Below are 15,890 nucleotides of genomic sequence, written 5' to 3'. Positions count from 1 at the left end.
AAATAATAAAATTTAAACTGCTGCTACAAAAGTTTTTCTAGTCACTCTTTCTTGTATGAGCTTTGTAATGCATTTTAGCACCTTCATTTTCACTTTTTTCCATACTTATAGTCAAAGACTCCTTCGCTTTTTCTAATTCCTTTTTTATAGCGATTTCACAAACAGGGCAATATTTATGATGGGCAGAAATCAAAAGACAGCCACATCGAAGACATTCCATATTTAGATAGGCATTAGGTATTTCTATCAATCTGCCATCTCTAACAAAGTTGTTAATTACATGTATAGGAATTCCTAGTCTTTGCTCCATCTCAAAAGCGGTTGCCCCAGGATATTCCCTTAAATATTCTCTAATGCTATTGAAAACATCTTCAACTTTTTTGTAGCATTCAGCGCAATAGTCATATAAAGATTTTTCGTTTATAATTTTTTTACACCTTCTACAGGTCCTTCCTCCTAAATAGCCTTTATGTTTATCCATAGCATTCCCTACCTTACTATAATAGATTTGGTTAAACAACTACTTTTTAGACAGATCATTTACCCTGCATACTTAAGTAATTAATATCATTATACCACAAACTAAGTGGTAAATATTGTAGGAAATCTTCATTATATTTGCCCTTAAGGAATGGTTCTTTGGTTGCTCTTATTTCCTTGGAAATAAGTAAATTTCAACATTTTCCTTATTTTTTCTAAATGAATTTCTATGATTCGACACAAATAAGAATAAATATCTAGATAGAAAACGATCTAGATATTTATTCTATAATTTTACTCCTTCATATCAAAGGATTTATATAATTTTTTAATAGCTCTTTTCTCTATTCTCGAAACATAAGATCTAGAAATACCTAAAAGTTTTGCTATTTCTCTTTGGGTTTTCCTACCACCATTAGATATACCATATCTTAACTCCAACACCATCAACTCTCTTTTTTTCAATACACTAGCCATTTTTTTATACAGTTTCTTCACTTGCATTTTTAATTCTACTTCATTTAATACTTCATCTGGTTCTGTTCCCAAAATATCTATTAGGGAGATTTCATTTCCCTCCCTGTCCACACCAATAGGGTCCTGTAAAGATACTTCTGTTTTTATTTTCTTGCTAGCACGGATCGTCATGAGAATCTCATTTTCTATGCATCGAGCCGCATATGTAGCTAATCTCGTGCCTTTGTTTCTATCGAAGGTAGTAATCCCTTTAATTAATCCAATGGTTCCAATAGAAATTAAATCATCCACATCGCAGCCTATATTCCCATACTTTTTAACGATATGTGCTACCAATCGGAGATTTCTTTCTACTAATACATTTCTAGCTTCCTCATCACCTTGTTCATAGCGTTCTAGATACATCTCCTCTTCTTCTGGTGTAAGTGGTTGTGGAAAAGAAATGTTACTGGATATATAGGATAGACTAAATAAAAATGGTTTTACCATTGTCATGAATAATTCTGTTAAAATACATAACATATCTATCATCCCCCTTAAAACCCGTAAAATAGGTCCCTCTAAATAATATGTTGGGGAAGATCTATATGTGCACGTACTTTTTTAATTGAGATTGTCAGTCTTGATCCTTTTTTTACACTACTTATAATAACCCAGATATATCATTTTTTCTAGTATTTCCTTGAATATAGGAACTGCTACCCTTCCTCCCGATCCTCCTTCTTGTATTAATACAGTAATGGCATACTTAGGATGATTTACTGGATAATATCCTGTAAACCAAGCATGTAAAACACTTTTTCCTTTTTGTGAAGATTGAGCTGTGCCGGTTTTTCCAGCAGTGATACTGGCAAGTTCTCCTATGTTTCTTCCTGTTCCTACCGTCATAACCGAATGCATCATCTGCTGGAGGGTCTTGGCGGTCTTTTCCGATAACACTCTTTTATTCTCCTTAGTTTCAAAGCTCTGCACAGTAGTATAATTATCTAAAATATCCCTCAACAAAACCAAAGGTTGTTTTATCCCATTGTTAGCAATAATTTGCGTCAATTGATTAATTTGCAGGGGAGTAACTTCAATATCCCCTTGCCCAATAGATATATTTCCTATAGCGGGTCCCAACAAGTGATCTTCAGCAGGTAAACTTCCCTTTTCCTCCTCCAGTAATCCTATACCAACCACCTCACCTAAGCCCAAATTCTTTGCCATTTCCATAAGGTTTTCTGCCCCTAGCCTCTGTCCTAGCTGAATAAAAGTGGAGTTACAGGATTCTGCAAAGGCCCTTTCAAAGGTGATTTCTTCGTTCCCTCCCTTGTCATGAGCATTGCACTTTATCTCAATGCTGCCAATTTCCTCCGAGCCACTGCAATAGAATACGTCATCCAAAGCAACCGCACCCTTTTCTATAGCTTCCGCTGCCACGACAATTTTAAATACAGAGCCTGGTGGAAAGGTCATTTGTATGGCTTTGTTATAAAGTTCATCTCCGCTGCTGTTGATATGCTTTAATATTGTATTAGGATTATAATTAGGTCTACTGACAAGGGCTAATATTTCCCCAGTTTCTATGTCTGAAAGAATAATAGCACCATTTTTTTTATGCTGATCTATCACCTCTTCCACCACTTTTTGAAGGTGATAATCAATGGTGAGACGAATGTCATTTTGCTTCATTGTGTTGCTAGCAACTGAAAATCCTTCTCCCGGTAAAAACCGTTTCCTTCCATCCAATGTTGCAACTAAGCTATCCCCTAAACTTCCCATCAAAATTGGATCTAAAGCCTTTTCAATGCCTGCCATACCCTTTTTATCTACTTGATTGATATAGCCGATTACATGGGTTAGAAGTGGAAAGTTTTCATATCTTTGTCTCTTGCCAATAACAAACAACCCTCTTGTGCCAAGTACTCTTCTATCTCCCCAATCAATTTCCTTAGCAATAGAAATTTCGATGGGATAACTGGCCTGATTTATTCTATTGCTTAATTCATCTTTTGCTTCCCCAGTAATTTCACTTAAAAACCCTAAATTTTCTTCATTAGGGATAAATAGTTGAGGAAAAATCACAACAACCTTTTCTTCTTCACGCTCTGTCAAGGGGATAAGATTACGATCAAAAATCATGCCTCTTCCACTATTGATAGGAATGTTGATTTGCCTTTGTTTATTCACTTCCTTTAGATAAAAATCATACTGCATCACTTGTATATAAAAGAGCCGCATCATTAATAGTAAAATCATCATGGTACTTACAATTCCTATAAACCATAATCTTTTTATGTAAACCAATTCTTTTTTCTTTTCTTTTTTTTGTGCTCTCCTCATAAAAAACCCCCTGTATTTTTTTTTATTATCACCAAATCTACAGGGGATTAAACCATTTACGCTTTTGTACTACCTCTCTTCATTTTCTTCTTCTGCTCTTTCCCTTCTAAGAATGTAGTAGGGTTCTACTTTATGTTTTACTTTAAATTTTACAATTTGCTTAGGATGAGGTGCCACTTCTATTTCCTCTCCTTCTTCATTCCACATTTTCTCAATCTTCATCTTTATCACTTCTTTACTTGGTCCTATGATCTCTATATCATCTCCTGAAAAGAAGCGATTTCTTTGCTGCACAGTAGCAATTTGTGTTGTTTCATCATATGCTTTTATCATACCAATAAAGCTATAACCTCTTATATAGGATTTATCTCCATAGATATGCTCTTTATGATCAGGCTTATCTAAATAAAACCCAGTGGTAAAATCTCTGTGACTTGCTTTTTTAATTTCCCGCAACCATTCTGGTAAGCACTTCCATTCTTTCGGATTATCATAATAAGCATCAATAGCCATACGATAAGCCCTAATAATGGTAGCCACGTAGTAGGTTGTCTTCATTCTGCCTTCAATCTTCAAGCTATTTATACCAGATTCTATCAACTCTGGAATATATTCAATCATGCAAAGATCTTTAGAATTCATAATATAGCTACCCTTTTCGTCTTCTATGATGGGCATGTATTCTCCAGGTCTTTTTTCTTCTACTAGATAATAATTCCAACGGCATGGATGGGCACATTCCCCACGATTTGCGTCCCTTCCAGCCATGTAATTGCTGAGAAGACATCTGCCAGAATAGGAAATACACATGGCCCCATGAACAAATGCCTCTAATTCAATTTCATTAGAAATATGTTTTCTAATTTCCTTGATTTCATCAAAGGACAGCTCCCTAGCTAATACAACCCGCTTAGCTCCCAACTTATGCCAAAAGGTTACTGTGCTATGATTTGTGTTATTTGCCTGCGTGCTTATATGCACCTCCACATTCGGGACGGTTTCTCTGATAATAGCAAAGGTTCCAGGGTCTGATACAATTACCCCGTCTACCCCTACTTTTTCTATTTCCCTTAAATACTGAGGCAAAGCCTCTAGGTCTTCATTGTGGGGGATAATATTCGTGGTAACAAAAACCTTTACTCCTCTTTGATGGGCAAATTTTACGCCTTCCTCCAGATCCTCTAAGTTAAAGTTTTTAGCTGCTGCCCTTAATCCAAAAATTTCTCCCCCTAGATAGACGGCATCAGCACCATAGATAACGGCTATCTTTAATCTTTCTAAGTCCCCTGCTGGTGCTAATAGTTCAACTTTTTTCATTTTGATTCCTCCAACTTCTTATAACTTATGGCTACACCATCTCCTATTGGAATAATAGATGTATCTAATTGGGGATGATTACAGATGTATTGCAAATATTCCCTCATACGATTTACTATGGTTCTTTTGCGCCTTACTACTAAGTCATCATTGGCCACCATCCCTTTAAATAGGATGTTATCTGATATGAGTATACCTCCAACCTTAAGCAGGTTAATACATTGCTCTAGCATTTCTTTATAATGTCCCTTTGCTCCATCTAAAAAAACTAAATCATAAGTCCCTTGCAAAAAGTTTAAAACTTCTTGCGCATCCCCTTCAATGACTTGAATGTTGTTGCTAAGCCCTAGTTTCTCAATATTTACTCTTGCCTCTTCTGCTCTTTTTTCATTTCTCTCTATGGTAGTCACCTTTGCCCCATCTCCTGCCGCTTGACAGAGCAAAATACTAGAATACCCCACAGCTGCACCAACTTCTAAAATCCTTTTACTCTTAGATGCCTTTGTTATTACCTTTAGTAAAGCTGCTACCTCTTTATGTACAATAGGCACCTGATTTTCTAAAGCATTTTCTTCAATCACCTTTAGTTGACCTTGATGGTCTGGCAGTAGTTCTCTTATATATTCTTCTACATATTCTTCTGTAATATTACTCAATGTACCACAACTCCTATTCTAGTGAAGAATTTATTTTATCCTAATTTTACTTTTAGCGTGTAAAACCCTCAGCTCTAAGCAATAACATAGATAGAATTTTTTCTATTATTTTAATCTTTTTATAATCTTTATATGTTTGTATATGCTAAAATTGGTTGATTTTATCAGAGTTTAATTTTTATTATATTACGAAGGGAAAAAAAATACAAGGTAGCTCCAAAAGCACCCTGTTATTTACTGAAAAGAATGAAAACTATTTCTATACTCTAAAGGCGCTATGCCATAGGCCTTCTTAAAAACTCTGCTAAAATAATGCTGTGATGTATAGCCTACCTTCGTGGCAACATGATACATTGTCACTCTAGGATCAGCACTCTCCAGAATTTCTTTTGCCTTCTCTAGCCTTACCTCCGTTAGATACTCTACAAAAGATCTTCCAAGCTCTTGCTTCATCCTTTTGCTGATATAAGATTTATTTACATTGAATAACTTTGCTATATAGGACAAGTCCAATTGACTTTCTGCATAGTGGTGATCTATATGTCCCTTCACGCATCTAACAATACAGGAATACTGAATATTTTTATCTTCAATATGCTCTTTTTCGTTGGGTTGAAATTCTTCTGTAATTCTTTTTAAAAGATGGTTAAAATCACTTTTGGAAACAGGTTTTAACAAATAATCAAACACCTGAAGCTTTATAGCTCTATGGGCATATTCAAAATGATCATAGCCAGTAATAATCACCACGATGCTGTTGGGACAAAGTTTTTTTAACTGACTGATAAAATCAAGTCCATTCACCATAGGCATATTGATATCTACTAGAAACAATTCTGGAGAAGTTTTTGTGGTGAATTCTAAAGCTTCTCTACCATTTTTTGCTTCTCCAACTACTTCAAAGGGATAAGTATTTTCACCGATCCATAGTTTAATCCCTTTTCTAATTTTGGGTTCATCATCTGCAATGAGAACTTTCAACATTTTCATTTCCCCCTCTTATTTTGGGTATTCTAATGGCAGCAGTGGTCCATCCCTTTTGAGATTGAAGTTCTAACCCATATTTCTCTCCATGCTCTAGTTTTATTCTATGATTTACACTATAAAGACCGTATCCCTTAAAGGCTTCGATTTGTTTATCTAATTTTAAAGCATGATTTATTTCCTTCAAGATATCCAAGGACATCTCTGCGTTATTCATGATTTTTATGATGATCGTCTCCTTATCATGGATAATAGAAATAGAAATTCTTCCTCCATTTTCTCTTTTATTTACCCCATGTATCACAGCATTTTCTACAATAGGTTGTAAAAGAACCCGCATCACACTACAATCCGCCAGAGAATCATCATAATGAATACTATATGTCAACCGTTCCTCATACCTGGCCTTTTGGATGCTAAGATAGCTATCAATATGTTCTAACTCTTCATCTAAAGCAATAAAATTTTTTCCATTACTAAGACCAATTCTAAAGTAAGTGCTTAAAGCATCTATCAGGCTCAAGACTTCCTCAGTATTATCCTCCATGGCAACCCACTTAATGGTATCAAGGGTGTTATAAAGAAAGTGTGGTTTAATCTGTTCTTGCATGATTCTCATTCTCATTTCTTTCTCCTGATAACTGAGCTTTTCAAGTTTTTCCGTCATCTTGTTAAAACTAGTAATAAGATGACCAATTTCATCCTGCCTATTGCTTTTTAATCTTACAGAGAAATCTCCATCCTCCACCTTTTTCATCAATTTCCTCAACTGGTCAATCGGCTTAACAATAGAGGTGTAACTGCCAGCTAATAGCACTATTACCGTCATTAATAGGATGATTGCAAAAACCAGTATAGATTTTCGGATATGCTGGTTAATTTTGTTTATATTCTTTTCGGGAATATAATAATTAAGAGACCAACCTCTAGCTGGTTCTATATCCGTCTCAAAAATAATAGGGTTTTCCCTCATAAAATCCTGATAAAAAATTTTTTCATTGGTATGGATACTGTTGTTGCTGATCAAAATTTCTCCAACACCCTCATACACATTGATTTTAGCAGCTATCCTCATTAAATCTTCTAAAGAAACCTCTGCATAAATAAATTCAATCTCTCTATTGACGCCTCCTACTTTATACAGCATCACAGCAATATTTCTGCCGTTTTTTTCTATTGGATGACTCACTTTAAAGCAAGCAGTTTCCTTCAGTGCATTTTTATAATACTTTTCCTGACGAATACATTCTCTAATACCATCACTGCTTATTCTATAGCCACCAAATTTTATAATCCCCATATCAAGGTAAATGTTGCTTTTTTTCTCATATACCGATTGAACATAATCCCTAGCCTCTATCTCCTCCATGTTAAAACTTATGATGCAGTCAGACATCATCTCTAACTCTATTTTTCTCTGCTGAAGCCAATAGGCTATTTGATGCGCCCTAGCATCAATGACTTGCTTTGTAAGATTTCTATTAAGCACAGAGACACTATCCTTTATCTTAGTGTCTATAATATAGAGATGTATAGAAAATAGTATAGAAAAAGTGATGATTATCGCTATAATAATTTTTGTTTTGATAGATCCTCTCATGATATCGCCTACTTTAGATAAGAATTCTACAAGTCTTTTTTCCCTGCTTAAAGTTGGATAATAGTTGAAATTGTAAAAAGTATAGCAATTTTAAGATATTCTTTGTATCTCATAGCTTTCCTCCCTAGCATTCATTGCTCTAGCTGCATACAAAAGTGCTTTTGAATAGGGCTCCTTTACATTCTTTAATTGCTTCATATCATCTACTTCTTCAATAATTCTACCTTCTTTTAAAAATACAACCCGATCACATATATAAGTAACTGCTGTTAAGTCGTGGGTAATAAAGATATAGGAGATTCTCATTTCTTCTTTTAATTGAATCAATAAATCTAGAATCTGAACCTGAATAGATACATCCAAAGAACTTATGGCCTCATCAAGAAGAATGAACTTCGGACTGGTGGCAATGGCTCTGGCAATACATACTCTTTGTAACTGTCCTCCACTTAGTTGATGGGGATAACGGTATAAATATTCCTTTGATAAACCTACTTTTTCTAATAACGTGATGATTTTGTGCAGGCTTTCTTTTTGGCTTAACCCCTCAAAGACTTTTATTGGTTCCCAAAGAATATCTATAATTTTCAGCCTAGGATTCACAGAAGAACTGTAATCTTGAAAAACGACACTTACCTTTTCCTTTATAGATTTATCTGCTTTTTTACTGATCTCTTTACCATCTATTCGTATGCTGCCACCATCTGCCTTCTCAACGCCAATCATCAACCGACCTAATGTGCTTTTTCCACTGCCGCTTTCCCCAATAATCCCAAGACATTCTCCCTCATAAAGAAACAAGGACACATCCTTTAGCACTTCAAACCTTTCTTTTTTTAGCATACCAAAAGGTCTTTTATAGGTTTTATAAATGTTTTTTACTTCTAATAACACGAACCTTCCCCCTATCCTATCACATGGTAAAATCTATCCACCAATGCATTTCTTATGTTGATTAAATATTGGGTATATTCACTTTGGGGTCGATTTAACACCTGCTGTGTTTCCCCTGCCTCTACAATTTTTCCATCCTTCATCACGAGAAGGTCATCAGCTATTTTTGATACTGCACCTAAGTCATGAGAAATAAAAATCATCGATACATGGTGATTTTCTTTAATTCTTATGAATTGTTCCATTACCTTCACTACATTGATGGCATCCACTGCAGTGGTTGGCTCATCTGCAATAATGATACTTGGTTTTAAGGCAAGGGCAATCCCTATCATTACCCTTTGCAGCATACCACCACTCAGTTGATGTGGATATTTTTTTAGCACATCTTTAGGGTGGAGGATATGCATATCCTCCAGTCCTTTTAATGAAAGTTCTAAAGCTTCTTTTTTACTTATATTGAGATTTTCAATAAAGGTTTCCACCATTTGCTCCTGTACAGGAAAAAGAGGGTCAAAAGAAGTCATGGGGTTTTGTAATATCATGGAAATTTCTTTACCTCTTATATGTCTGATCTTCCTTTTGTCCTCCTTCAAGAGGTGTATATCATTGAAAATCACATCTCCTTTTACATCAAAGGACTTATCCAAAAGTCCCAATATCGCCTTACAGGTGATGCTTTTACCACTGCCACTTTCTCCAACGATACCAAAGCAATGATTTCTTTTTAAGTGAAAAGAAATATCCGAAATGATATTTTTAAGCATCTTATGATTCCCACAGTCTACCGTTAAATGCTTGACCTCTAATATTTCGCTTTTCATCTTATCCCTCCTTAGTATCTAGTATATCTCTTAAACTATCCCCTAGCATATTAAATGAAGCTACAATCACTAAGATAGCAAAGCCAGGGGCTAGCATTTGGGTTGGGTGTGCAGTGATAACATTTTTTGCTTCACTCAGCATGCCTCCCCACTCTGCTGTCGGCGCTTGGATGCCTAATCCCAGAAAAGAAAGAGTAGAAATACTTAAAATAACCCATCCCATATCTAAGGTAGCTAAGACAATGACCTCTGACAAAACATTTAAAAGCATGTGTCGGATGATAATAAAACGCTTACTTGTGCCTATGGTTTTAGAATAAAGAATGTAGTTTTTACTACTATATTGGATTACACTAGACCTGATCATTCTAGCATACCAGGCCCATTTAATAGCAATACTGGCTATAACGACATTCCGTATCCCTACCCCCATCATACCCACCACTGCAAGAATCATCACTTGACTTGGAAAAGATAACATAATATCCACAAATCTCATTATCGCTTCATCAACGATGCCCTTAGCATAGCCTGCTATAGCACCTATAATGGTACCAAGAAGAATGGTACATACCATGGTAAACATGGATAAAAACAAAGTAGGCCTTATACCATAGATCAATCTTGATAATATACAACGTCCAAGATGGTCAGTTCCTAAAGGAAATTTCTGACTTCTCTGGGCAAATTTATTTATAATACTGGTATTAATTGGATCATTTGGTGCTATCACATCAGCAAAAATTCCTAAAACCATAGTAAACAATATAATCAATAAGCTTATCATTGCGATCTTATCTTTCATTAGTCTTTTTATCATATTACATCACCCTATTCAACCTTGGATCTAATTTATGATGCACAATATCTACAATAAGATTACAGAAAACAAACAGCATTCCCATCATAAGAATATAGGCCTGAATGATGGGGTAATCCCTGTTAAAAATAGAAGTGATACACAATCTCCCAATCCCCGGCCAAGAAAAAATATTTTCTACCACAACTGTTCCAGCAAGAAGTTGAACCACACTCATCCCTAAAGCAGTAATAGAAGATTGAAGGGAGTTTTTGAAAACATGCTTTAAAATAATATTTCTATCCTTTATGCCCCTAACCTTTGCATAAAAAACATAATTCTCTGTCATGTTCTCCAGCATGCTATTTCTAATGAGTCTGACATAAGTGGAAATATAGGTAAGGCTTAAGGTGATAGCCGGCAAAATAATGGCTCCTTCCTCTTTGTTTCCTCCTGTTGGTAAAACCCCTAGCCTTACAGCAAACAACCATATCAATAGGATGCCTATCCAATAATTAGGCATGGCAGTCCCTATAAATATAAAAAACCTAACCACACGATCAAAAATACTGTCCTTCCATACGGCACATAACACACCAACAGGAATACTAACAAAGATTACAATCAACAAAGAAGCCGCTGCGAGCTCTAAGGTAGCAGGCAAACTTCTTGTGATTTCACCGATGACAGTTCTATTTTTATTTACATAAGAGTTGCCAAAATTCAGACGTGAAACATCCTGTAGCCAATCAAAATATCTCTGCAAATAAGGTTTATCCAATCCCAGCTCTTCCCTCATCCCCGCTATTGCTTCTTCTGTAGGAATAATCTCATTAACCCTCAATACTACCTCAGCAGGATCTGCTGGAATAAGATTAATAAGAACAAAGGCAATAAAGGATACCGCCAACATCATAGGTAAAGCCGCTAGCATTCTTTTTATAATGTATTTTCCCATGAGTTACCTCCTTATAGATTTTAAAGCGTGGAAACTGGTCATAGATTATTTGCTCTATGACCAGTTCTGCAGGCATCATTTTTATTTAATATACATTCTGTCAAGGGGCACTTCATATTGTGAAGGATTAAAGGTAACATTCTTCACTTTTTCATTGTATACTGCCCTATTTCTTTCAAAAACCAATGGAACATAGATAGCTTCATCATGTAGATATGTAAGAATATAATCGTAATATTCCTGTCTTTGCATTTCATCTGTAGCAGTAAATGCCTTTAAAATTGTATCGTGAAGTTTTTCAACCTCCTTAAGTCCTTGTTGCGCTGCATAATCTCCATAAACAGCAGGCATTCTCATAGCACCAAGAAAGGAATGTGGATCATAAGGTGTTCCCCATGGCATATTAAAGGTAATACTAAAACCTCCATTTTTCATCCTATCTCTATAAGCCTGCTCCTCTTCTCCAATAATACTGAGGCTGATGCCGACTTTTCTCATTTCATCCTGTAGATATTCAGCAATGGTTCTTTCTGTTACATTATCTGCATTATAGTGCATTTCAATTTGTAAAGGCATACCGTCTTTTTCACGTATGTTTGTGGCCTCATTCATAGCCCAACCTGCTTTCTCAAGAAGGTTCTTCGCCTTATCTAAGGAATAGACATAATCTTCGAAATCTACATCGCAGTAAGGAACCGTTCTTGCTAACATTCTACTTGCAGGAGCTTCCAGTCCATAAAAAATTCCTTCTGATATTTCTTCTCTATTGACTGCTGCATTGATGGCCTGTCTTACATTAACATCTGATAGAATTTTATCTGTCGAATTCATAATCAACATTCTTGTAGCTACAGGGTCTGATAGACTTGCGCCAAAGCCTTCCATTTCTGAAAACTTAAGATAAGTTTCTGCATCAATCATACCAATACCAAAGATAATATCAATTTCACCTTTTTCTAAAGCAAGTGTTCTTATTTGATTATCTGGAATCACCTTAGCAATGATCCTGCTGATTTCTGGCTTTTCGCCCCAGTAGGTTTCGTTGATATCAAACACTGCATATTGATCAATATGGTTTTCTGTAAGTACATATTTTCCTGTCCCTATAAGCCCATCTACGCCATCCTTCGTAGTTCCGTCAATAAAACAATTAGGAGATAGGAATCTAAAGGGTCTCGTTACTGCCAGTTCTGTAAGAAGAGGGTAGTAAGGTTCTTTTAGCTTCATTTCAAAGGTATAATCATCAACAGCACCAAAGCTATCCAATAATCTAACACTTTCAAGCCATCCATGTCTATCGTAGTTGTCATAAACAGCTTGAATATTCGCTTCTACTGCATAGGCATCAAATTTATAGCCGTCTGAAAAAGTTACTCCCTGTCTTATATGAAAGGTATAGGTGCGTCCATCATCAGAAATATCCCAATCTTTAGCAAGCCAAGGCTGAATACCTTCATCCGTAATCATAACAAGACCTTCGAACAACAGATTTTGTGCAAAAAGCTCTCCGCTGTAAATATGAGGGTTTAAATCCCTTATATCTCTAAAATTAACATAGATTAATTCATCTGTGTTAACCACTCCATTATCTCCATTCGATCTGTTAGATGCATTTTCCACTTTACCCCCTGAAGAGCATGCAGCAAGCAGACCCATTGTTAGAAGTAATATGCCTGCAATTAATGACTTCGTAAATTTTTTTTTCAACATTCCACAAAACACTCCTTTTATCATAATTTTGCTTTTAAGGTATAAAACCCCCACCTCTAAGCATTAGCGTAGGTGGGATTTTCAATCAGATGGAGTAGACTCTCCACCTGATTCCCCGATGTCCAGCTTTAACTGAACCAGTTTCTTCATGGATAATTTACTTAACCTATTATACTAGTCTAATAGGTTAAATTCTAAATGATAACAATAATCATATTCATTATATATAAAACTCTTTGCATTGTCCATGCACAATCGAGACATTTTTTGTACTTTTAGGTGTATTTTAGAGCCAAAGAGCCTAGAGCCAAGGGGACGTTTTGTTTGGCATGTATATTCTTGTTTCACTGCCTTTTCTTGTTGTTCACGCTTTATTTTCTATTCTTTTTTTATAACAACAAAAGCATCCTTCGATTTTCGTTTTTCCTCTCTTTCCTCTTTATATTTACATAATATTTTTATAGTTACTTTAACGATATCAAAATGTATTCAAAATGTATATAGTAGCAATAAAAAAAGAGCAGTATTTTGATCTACTCTTTTATCCTTAAATGCTTTTCTTCCTTTTTTTACTTATAATCCATTTAATATCAAAATTACCAAGGAGTCTCCCACGCCTATAAATGGTGAGACTTCTTGACAATTTGTGTTAAAAATCATGAATTTTTTCTAAAAATTGGGAGTCTCAAAACAAATTTTGTTCCCACCCCCACTTTACTTTCAGCCTCTAAATCACCATGATGCTTATTCTTAATAATATCATAGGATATACTAAGCCCTAGGCCTGTTCCTTCTCCCGCAGGCTTCGTTGTAAAAAATGGATTAAAGATTTTATCTAAGTTTTCTTTAGGAATACCTTCACCTGTATCAGCTATTTCACAACACACATAGTCATTTTCTTGATAGGTCTTAATTGTAATAAGACCTAACTCCTCTCTGTTTTTAGCTTTTATTGCCTGACTTGCATTGACAATAAGATTTAGTAATACTTGGTTTATTTGTCCTGCAATCCCATAAAGACTGGGAATGTCTCCTAGATAAGTCTCGATATTTGCATTGTATTTGATTTCATTTGCTACAATCAATAATGTATTCTCTATGGCCCTATTAAGATCATATTCCTCAAATTCATCACAGGCATCTACTCTGGAAAATATCCTTAATCCTTTAACAATTCTACTAATTCGGTCTAGCCCATCAGTAGATTCCTTTAGCAGTTCCTCCATATCTTCATCCATAAAGGCTACCTTATACTTTTTCTCCAAAATATTTACGGATTCTATTTGACCCTCTATACATTCTCTCCTTTTCTCTGTACAAATCTTCTTAAGATCTCTATATGCCATCATGATTTCTTGCAATTTTAATCTATATTTTTTAAGGGTTTCAAAGTTGCTCATGACAAACCCTAATGGATTATTAATCTCATGAGCAACACCTGCTGCAAGCTGGCCAATTGCTGCTATTTTTTCCCGTTGTATCAATTGCAACTGTGTTTTTTCTAATTTTTTAATCGTATCTTTCAGTTCTTTATTTTTTATTTTTAGCTCTTCTTCTATTCTTTTTCTTTCAGTTATATCCCGTATAACGGTTTGATGCGCTAACGTTGATTGACTTTTTATGAGGGTTTCCTTTACCTCAATATCTATAATCCTTCCGTCCAACGTAACAGCTTGTTCTTCTATTAATCCTTGAATTTCACTGCCTTCCTTTCTTTCTTCAATTCGTTTCGTAACAACTTTTCTATAATCAGGAGCAACTAAAGTCATTATTTCTCTTCCTACTAACGCATCCACGCTATCTGCCGCAAATAGTTCTGCCGTCTGCTTATTTGCATAGGTTATTATTCCATTTTCATGAATGACAATTGCATCAGGAGAAGATTCTACCAACTTTCTGTACTTTTCTTCGCTTCTTTTAAATTTATTTTCTATTTCTTGTCGCTCAAAGACTTTACTGAATATTTCTGTTATGAGTTTTAATAATACTACATCATAATTATTCCATACTTTTTTATCATTTATATAAACAATTCCTAAAAACCCAACGATGTTACTATCAATTTTAAAAGGTATAAACACAAAAGACTTTACCTGTTGACTTTCTAAGATATCTTTTTCAGCCTGTGCCTCTGCAGGTAGGTCTTTAAGATCTTTTGCAAAAATTAATTGTCCTTTTCTTATTTTCCTAGTCCACCAAGGTAACATAGAAGTAGGTATATTTTTCAAGCGATTTATTTGGGGTCCAACATCCTGATCACACCATTCATGGGTATTATCTATGATTTTAAAGTCATCAGAAAACATAAACATATGTACTCGGCTAGCTCCTGTAGTTTCCCCTATATCTTTTAATGAATGACTGATTTCCTCATCCAAATCAAAAATCCCTACAAACCGCGCAGATATTTGTGAGATTGTTTTGGTAATACTATAACTACGATTGATAAGAATCTCTGCAATATCCTTATCTGTATGATCATTCATGGTGATGATATATTCCTTCTTGCCATTACTTTTTTCTGCAATCTCCCTAATATTAAACTGTAAATTTCTTCTTCCTTTAGGTGTATTTATAGTTTTTTTAAATTCATGTTCCTTGTAATTTTCATGTAGAAGCCCAATTTCCTCCTTTACCCATGTGATTATTTCATCTCTGCAGGCATTCGCTCCACAACTTGGGCCGCAGATGTAGTTTCCACCTAAAAGCCCCCGTGCAGCCTCATTAATAAGCTGTATTGCAAAATTATCATTCAATAATATAACAGGTGTCGGCATATTTTGAAGTACAGAGTATAATTTGTTATTTTCATTTAATTTATATAGCTTACACACTTCCTTAGCATTCCCCTGGCTGTTCATCTATG

The 15,890-nt window shown here is 35.2% G+C and carries 13 protein-coding genes; all 13 read right to left on the bottom strand.

What is annotated here, in order from left to right; genetic code table 11:
* Positions 1-37: 37 nt before the first annotated feature.
* A complete protein-coding gene (locus BJL90_RS14980) occupies positions 38-481 on the bottom strand; it encodes a hypothetical protein (protein ID WP_070969712.1) in 444 nt (147 codons plus the stop codon).
* Between the two features lie 293 nt (positions 482-774).
* Positions 775-1,479 carry an RNA polymerase sporulation sigma factor SigK gene (gene sigK, locus BJL90_RS14975; RefSeq protein WP_070969705.1) on the bottom strand — a complete coding sequence of 235 codons (705 nt, stop codon included), beginning with the start codon at positions 1,477-1,479 and terminating at the stop codon, positions 775-777.
* A 117-nt stretch (positions 1,480-1,596) separates the two neighbouring features.
* Positions 1,597-3,282 carry a peptidoglycan D,D-transpeptidase FtsI family protein gene (locus BJL90_RS14970; protein ID WP_070969703.1) on the bottom strand — a complete coding sequence of 562 codons (1,686 nt, stop codon included), beginning with the start codon at positions 3,280-3,282 and terminating at the stop codon, positions 1,597-1,599.
* Between the two features lie 69 nt (positions 3,283-3,351).
* Complete coding sequence (locus BJL90_RS14965) at positions 3,352-4,599, bottom strand: peptidase U32 family protein (protein ID WP_070969701.1); 1,248 nt, start codon at positions 4,597-4,599, stop codon at positions 3,352-3,354.
* On the bottom strand, positions 4,596-5,255 hold the full coding sequence (locus BJL90_RS14960; protein WP_070969698.1) for an O-methyltransferase: 660 nt from the start codon (positions 5,253-5,255) through the stop codon (positions 4,596-4,598). Before BJL90_RS14960 ends, BJL90_RS14965 begins: the two co-directional genes overlap by 4 nt.
* A 234-nt stretch (positions 5,256-5,489) precedes the next feature.
* The gene (locus BJL90_RS14955) at positions 5,490-6,239 is read right to left on the bottom strand and encodes a response regulator transcription factor (RefSeq protein ID WP_070969696.1); all 750 of its coding nucleotides are present in this window, start codon (positions 6,237-6,239) and stop codon (positions 5,490-5,492) included.
* Positions 6,214-7,839 (bottom strand): sensor histidine kinase, encoded by a 1,626-nt coding sequence (locus tag BJL90_RS14950; RefSeq protein ID WP_070969694.1) that lies wholly within the window; start codon positions 7,837-7,839, stop codon positions 6,214-6,216. Before BJL90_RS14950 ends, BJL90_RS14955 begins: the two co-directional genes overlap by 26 nt.
* A 90-nt stretch (positions 7,840-7,929) precedes the next feature.
* Positions 7,930-8,733, bottom strand: coding sequence for an ABC transporter ATP-binding protein (locus tag BJL90_RS14945; RefSeq protein WP_070969692.1), 804 nt, complete (start codon positions 8,731-8,733; stop codon positions 7,930-7,932).
* Positions 8,734-8,744: 11 nt separating this feature from the next.
* Positions 8,745-9,557, bottom strand: coding sequence for an ABC transporter ATP-binding protein (locus BJL90_RS14940; RefSeq protein ID WP_070969690.1), 813 nt, complete (start codon positions 9,555-9,557; stop codon positions 8,745-8,747).
* 1 nt (position 9,558) lies between these two features.
* Entirely contained in the window at positions 9,559-10,377 is an 819-nt protein-coding gene (opp1C, locus tag BJL90_RS14935; RefSeq protein WP_070969687.1) for a nickel/cobalt ABC transporter permease, read from the bottom strand.
* A 1-nt stretch (position 10,378) separates the two neighbouring features.
* Positions 10,379-11,314: a nickel/cobalt ABC transporter permease gene (opp1B, locus tag BJL90_RS14930; protein ID WP_070969685.1), complete on the bottom strand. Its 936-nt coding sequence runs from the start codon at positions 11,312-11,314 to the stop codon at positions 10,379-10,381.
* A gap of 81 nt (positions 11,315-11,395) precedes the next feature.
* Positions 11,396-13,024: a nickel ABC transporter substrate-binding protein gene (gene nikA / locus BJL90_RS14925; protein ID WP_081562028.1), complete on the bottom strand. Its 1,629-nt coding sequence runs from the start codon at positions 13,022-13,024 to the stop codon at positions 11,396-11,398.
* Between the two features lie 656 nt (positions 13,025-13,680).
* Positions 13,681-15,885: an ATP-binding protein gene (locus tag BJL90_RS21570; RefSeq protein ID WP_081562027.1), complete on the bottom strand. Its 2,205-nt coding sequence runs from the start codon at positions 15,883-15,885 to the stop codon at positions 13,681-13,683.
* Positions 15,886-15,890 lie beyond the last annotated feature (5 nt).

It is taken from the genome of Clostridium formicaceticum, from assembly GCF_001854185.1.
GTDB lineage: Bacteria > Bacillota > Clostridia > Peptostreptococcales > Natronincolaceae > Andreesenella > Andreesenella formicacetica.
Note: the sequence above shows the minus strand (reverse complement) of the source record. Positions and strands in the feature narration are given on the sequence as shown.

What these genes read in the sequence shown, in the direction of transcription:
- BJL90_RS14970 (WP_070969703.1), bottom strand. Translation starts at nt 3,282, where the DNA reads ATGAGGAGAGCACAAAAAAAAGAAAAGAAAAAAGAATTGGTTTACATA.
- nikA (WP_081562028.1), bottom strand. Translation starts at nt 13,024, where the DNA reads ATGTTGAAAAAAAAATTTACGAAGTCATTAATTGCAGGCATATTACTT.
- BJL90_RS14965 (WP_070969701.1), bottom strand. Translation starts at nt 4,599, where the DNA reads ATGAAAAAAGTTGAACTATTAGCACCAGCAGGGGACTTAGAAAGATTA.
- BJL90_RS14980 (WP_070969712.1), bottom strand. Translation starts at nt 481, where the DNA reads ATGGATAAACATAAAGGCTATTTAGGAGGAAGGACCTGTAGAAGGTGT.
- BJL90_RS14955 (WP_070969696.1), bottom strand. Translation starts at nt 6,239, where the DNA reads ATGTTGAAAGTTCTCATTGCAGATGATGAACCCAAAATTAGAAAAGGG.
- BJL90_RS14940 (WP_070969690.1), bottom strand. Translation starts at nt 9,557, where the DNA reads ATGAAAAGCGAAATATTAGAGGTCAAGCATTTAACGGTAGACTGTGGG.
- sigK (WP_070969705.1), bottom strand. Translation starts at nt 1,479, where the DNA reads ATGTTATGTATTTTAACAGAATTATTCATGACAATGGTAAAACCATTT.
- opp1B (WP_070969685.1), bottom strand. Translation starts at nt 11,314, where the DNA reads ATGGGAAAATACATTATAAAAAGAATGCTAGCGGCTTTACCTATGATG.
- BJL90_RS21570 (WP_081562027.1), bottom strand. Translation starts at nt 15,885, where the DNA reads ATGAACAGCCAGGGGAATGCTAAGGAAGTGTGTAAGCTATATAAATTA.
- opp1C (WP_070969687.1), bottom strand. Translation starts at nt 10,377, where the DNA reads ATGATAAAAAGACTAATGAAAGATAAGATCGCAATGATAAGCTTATTG.
- BJL90_RS14950 (WP_070969694.1), bottom strand. Translation starts at nt 7,839, where the DNA reads ATGAGAGGATCTATCAAAACAAAAATTATTATAGCGATAATCATCACT.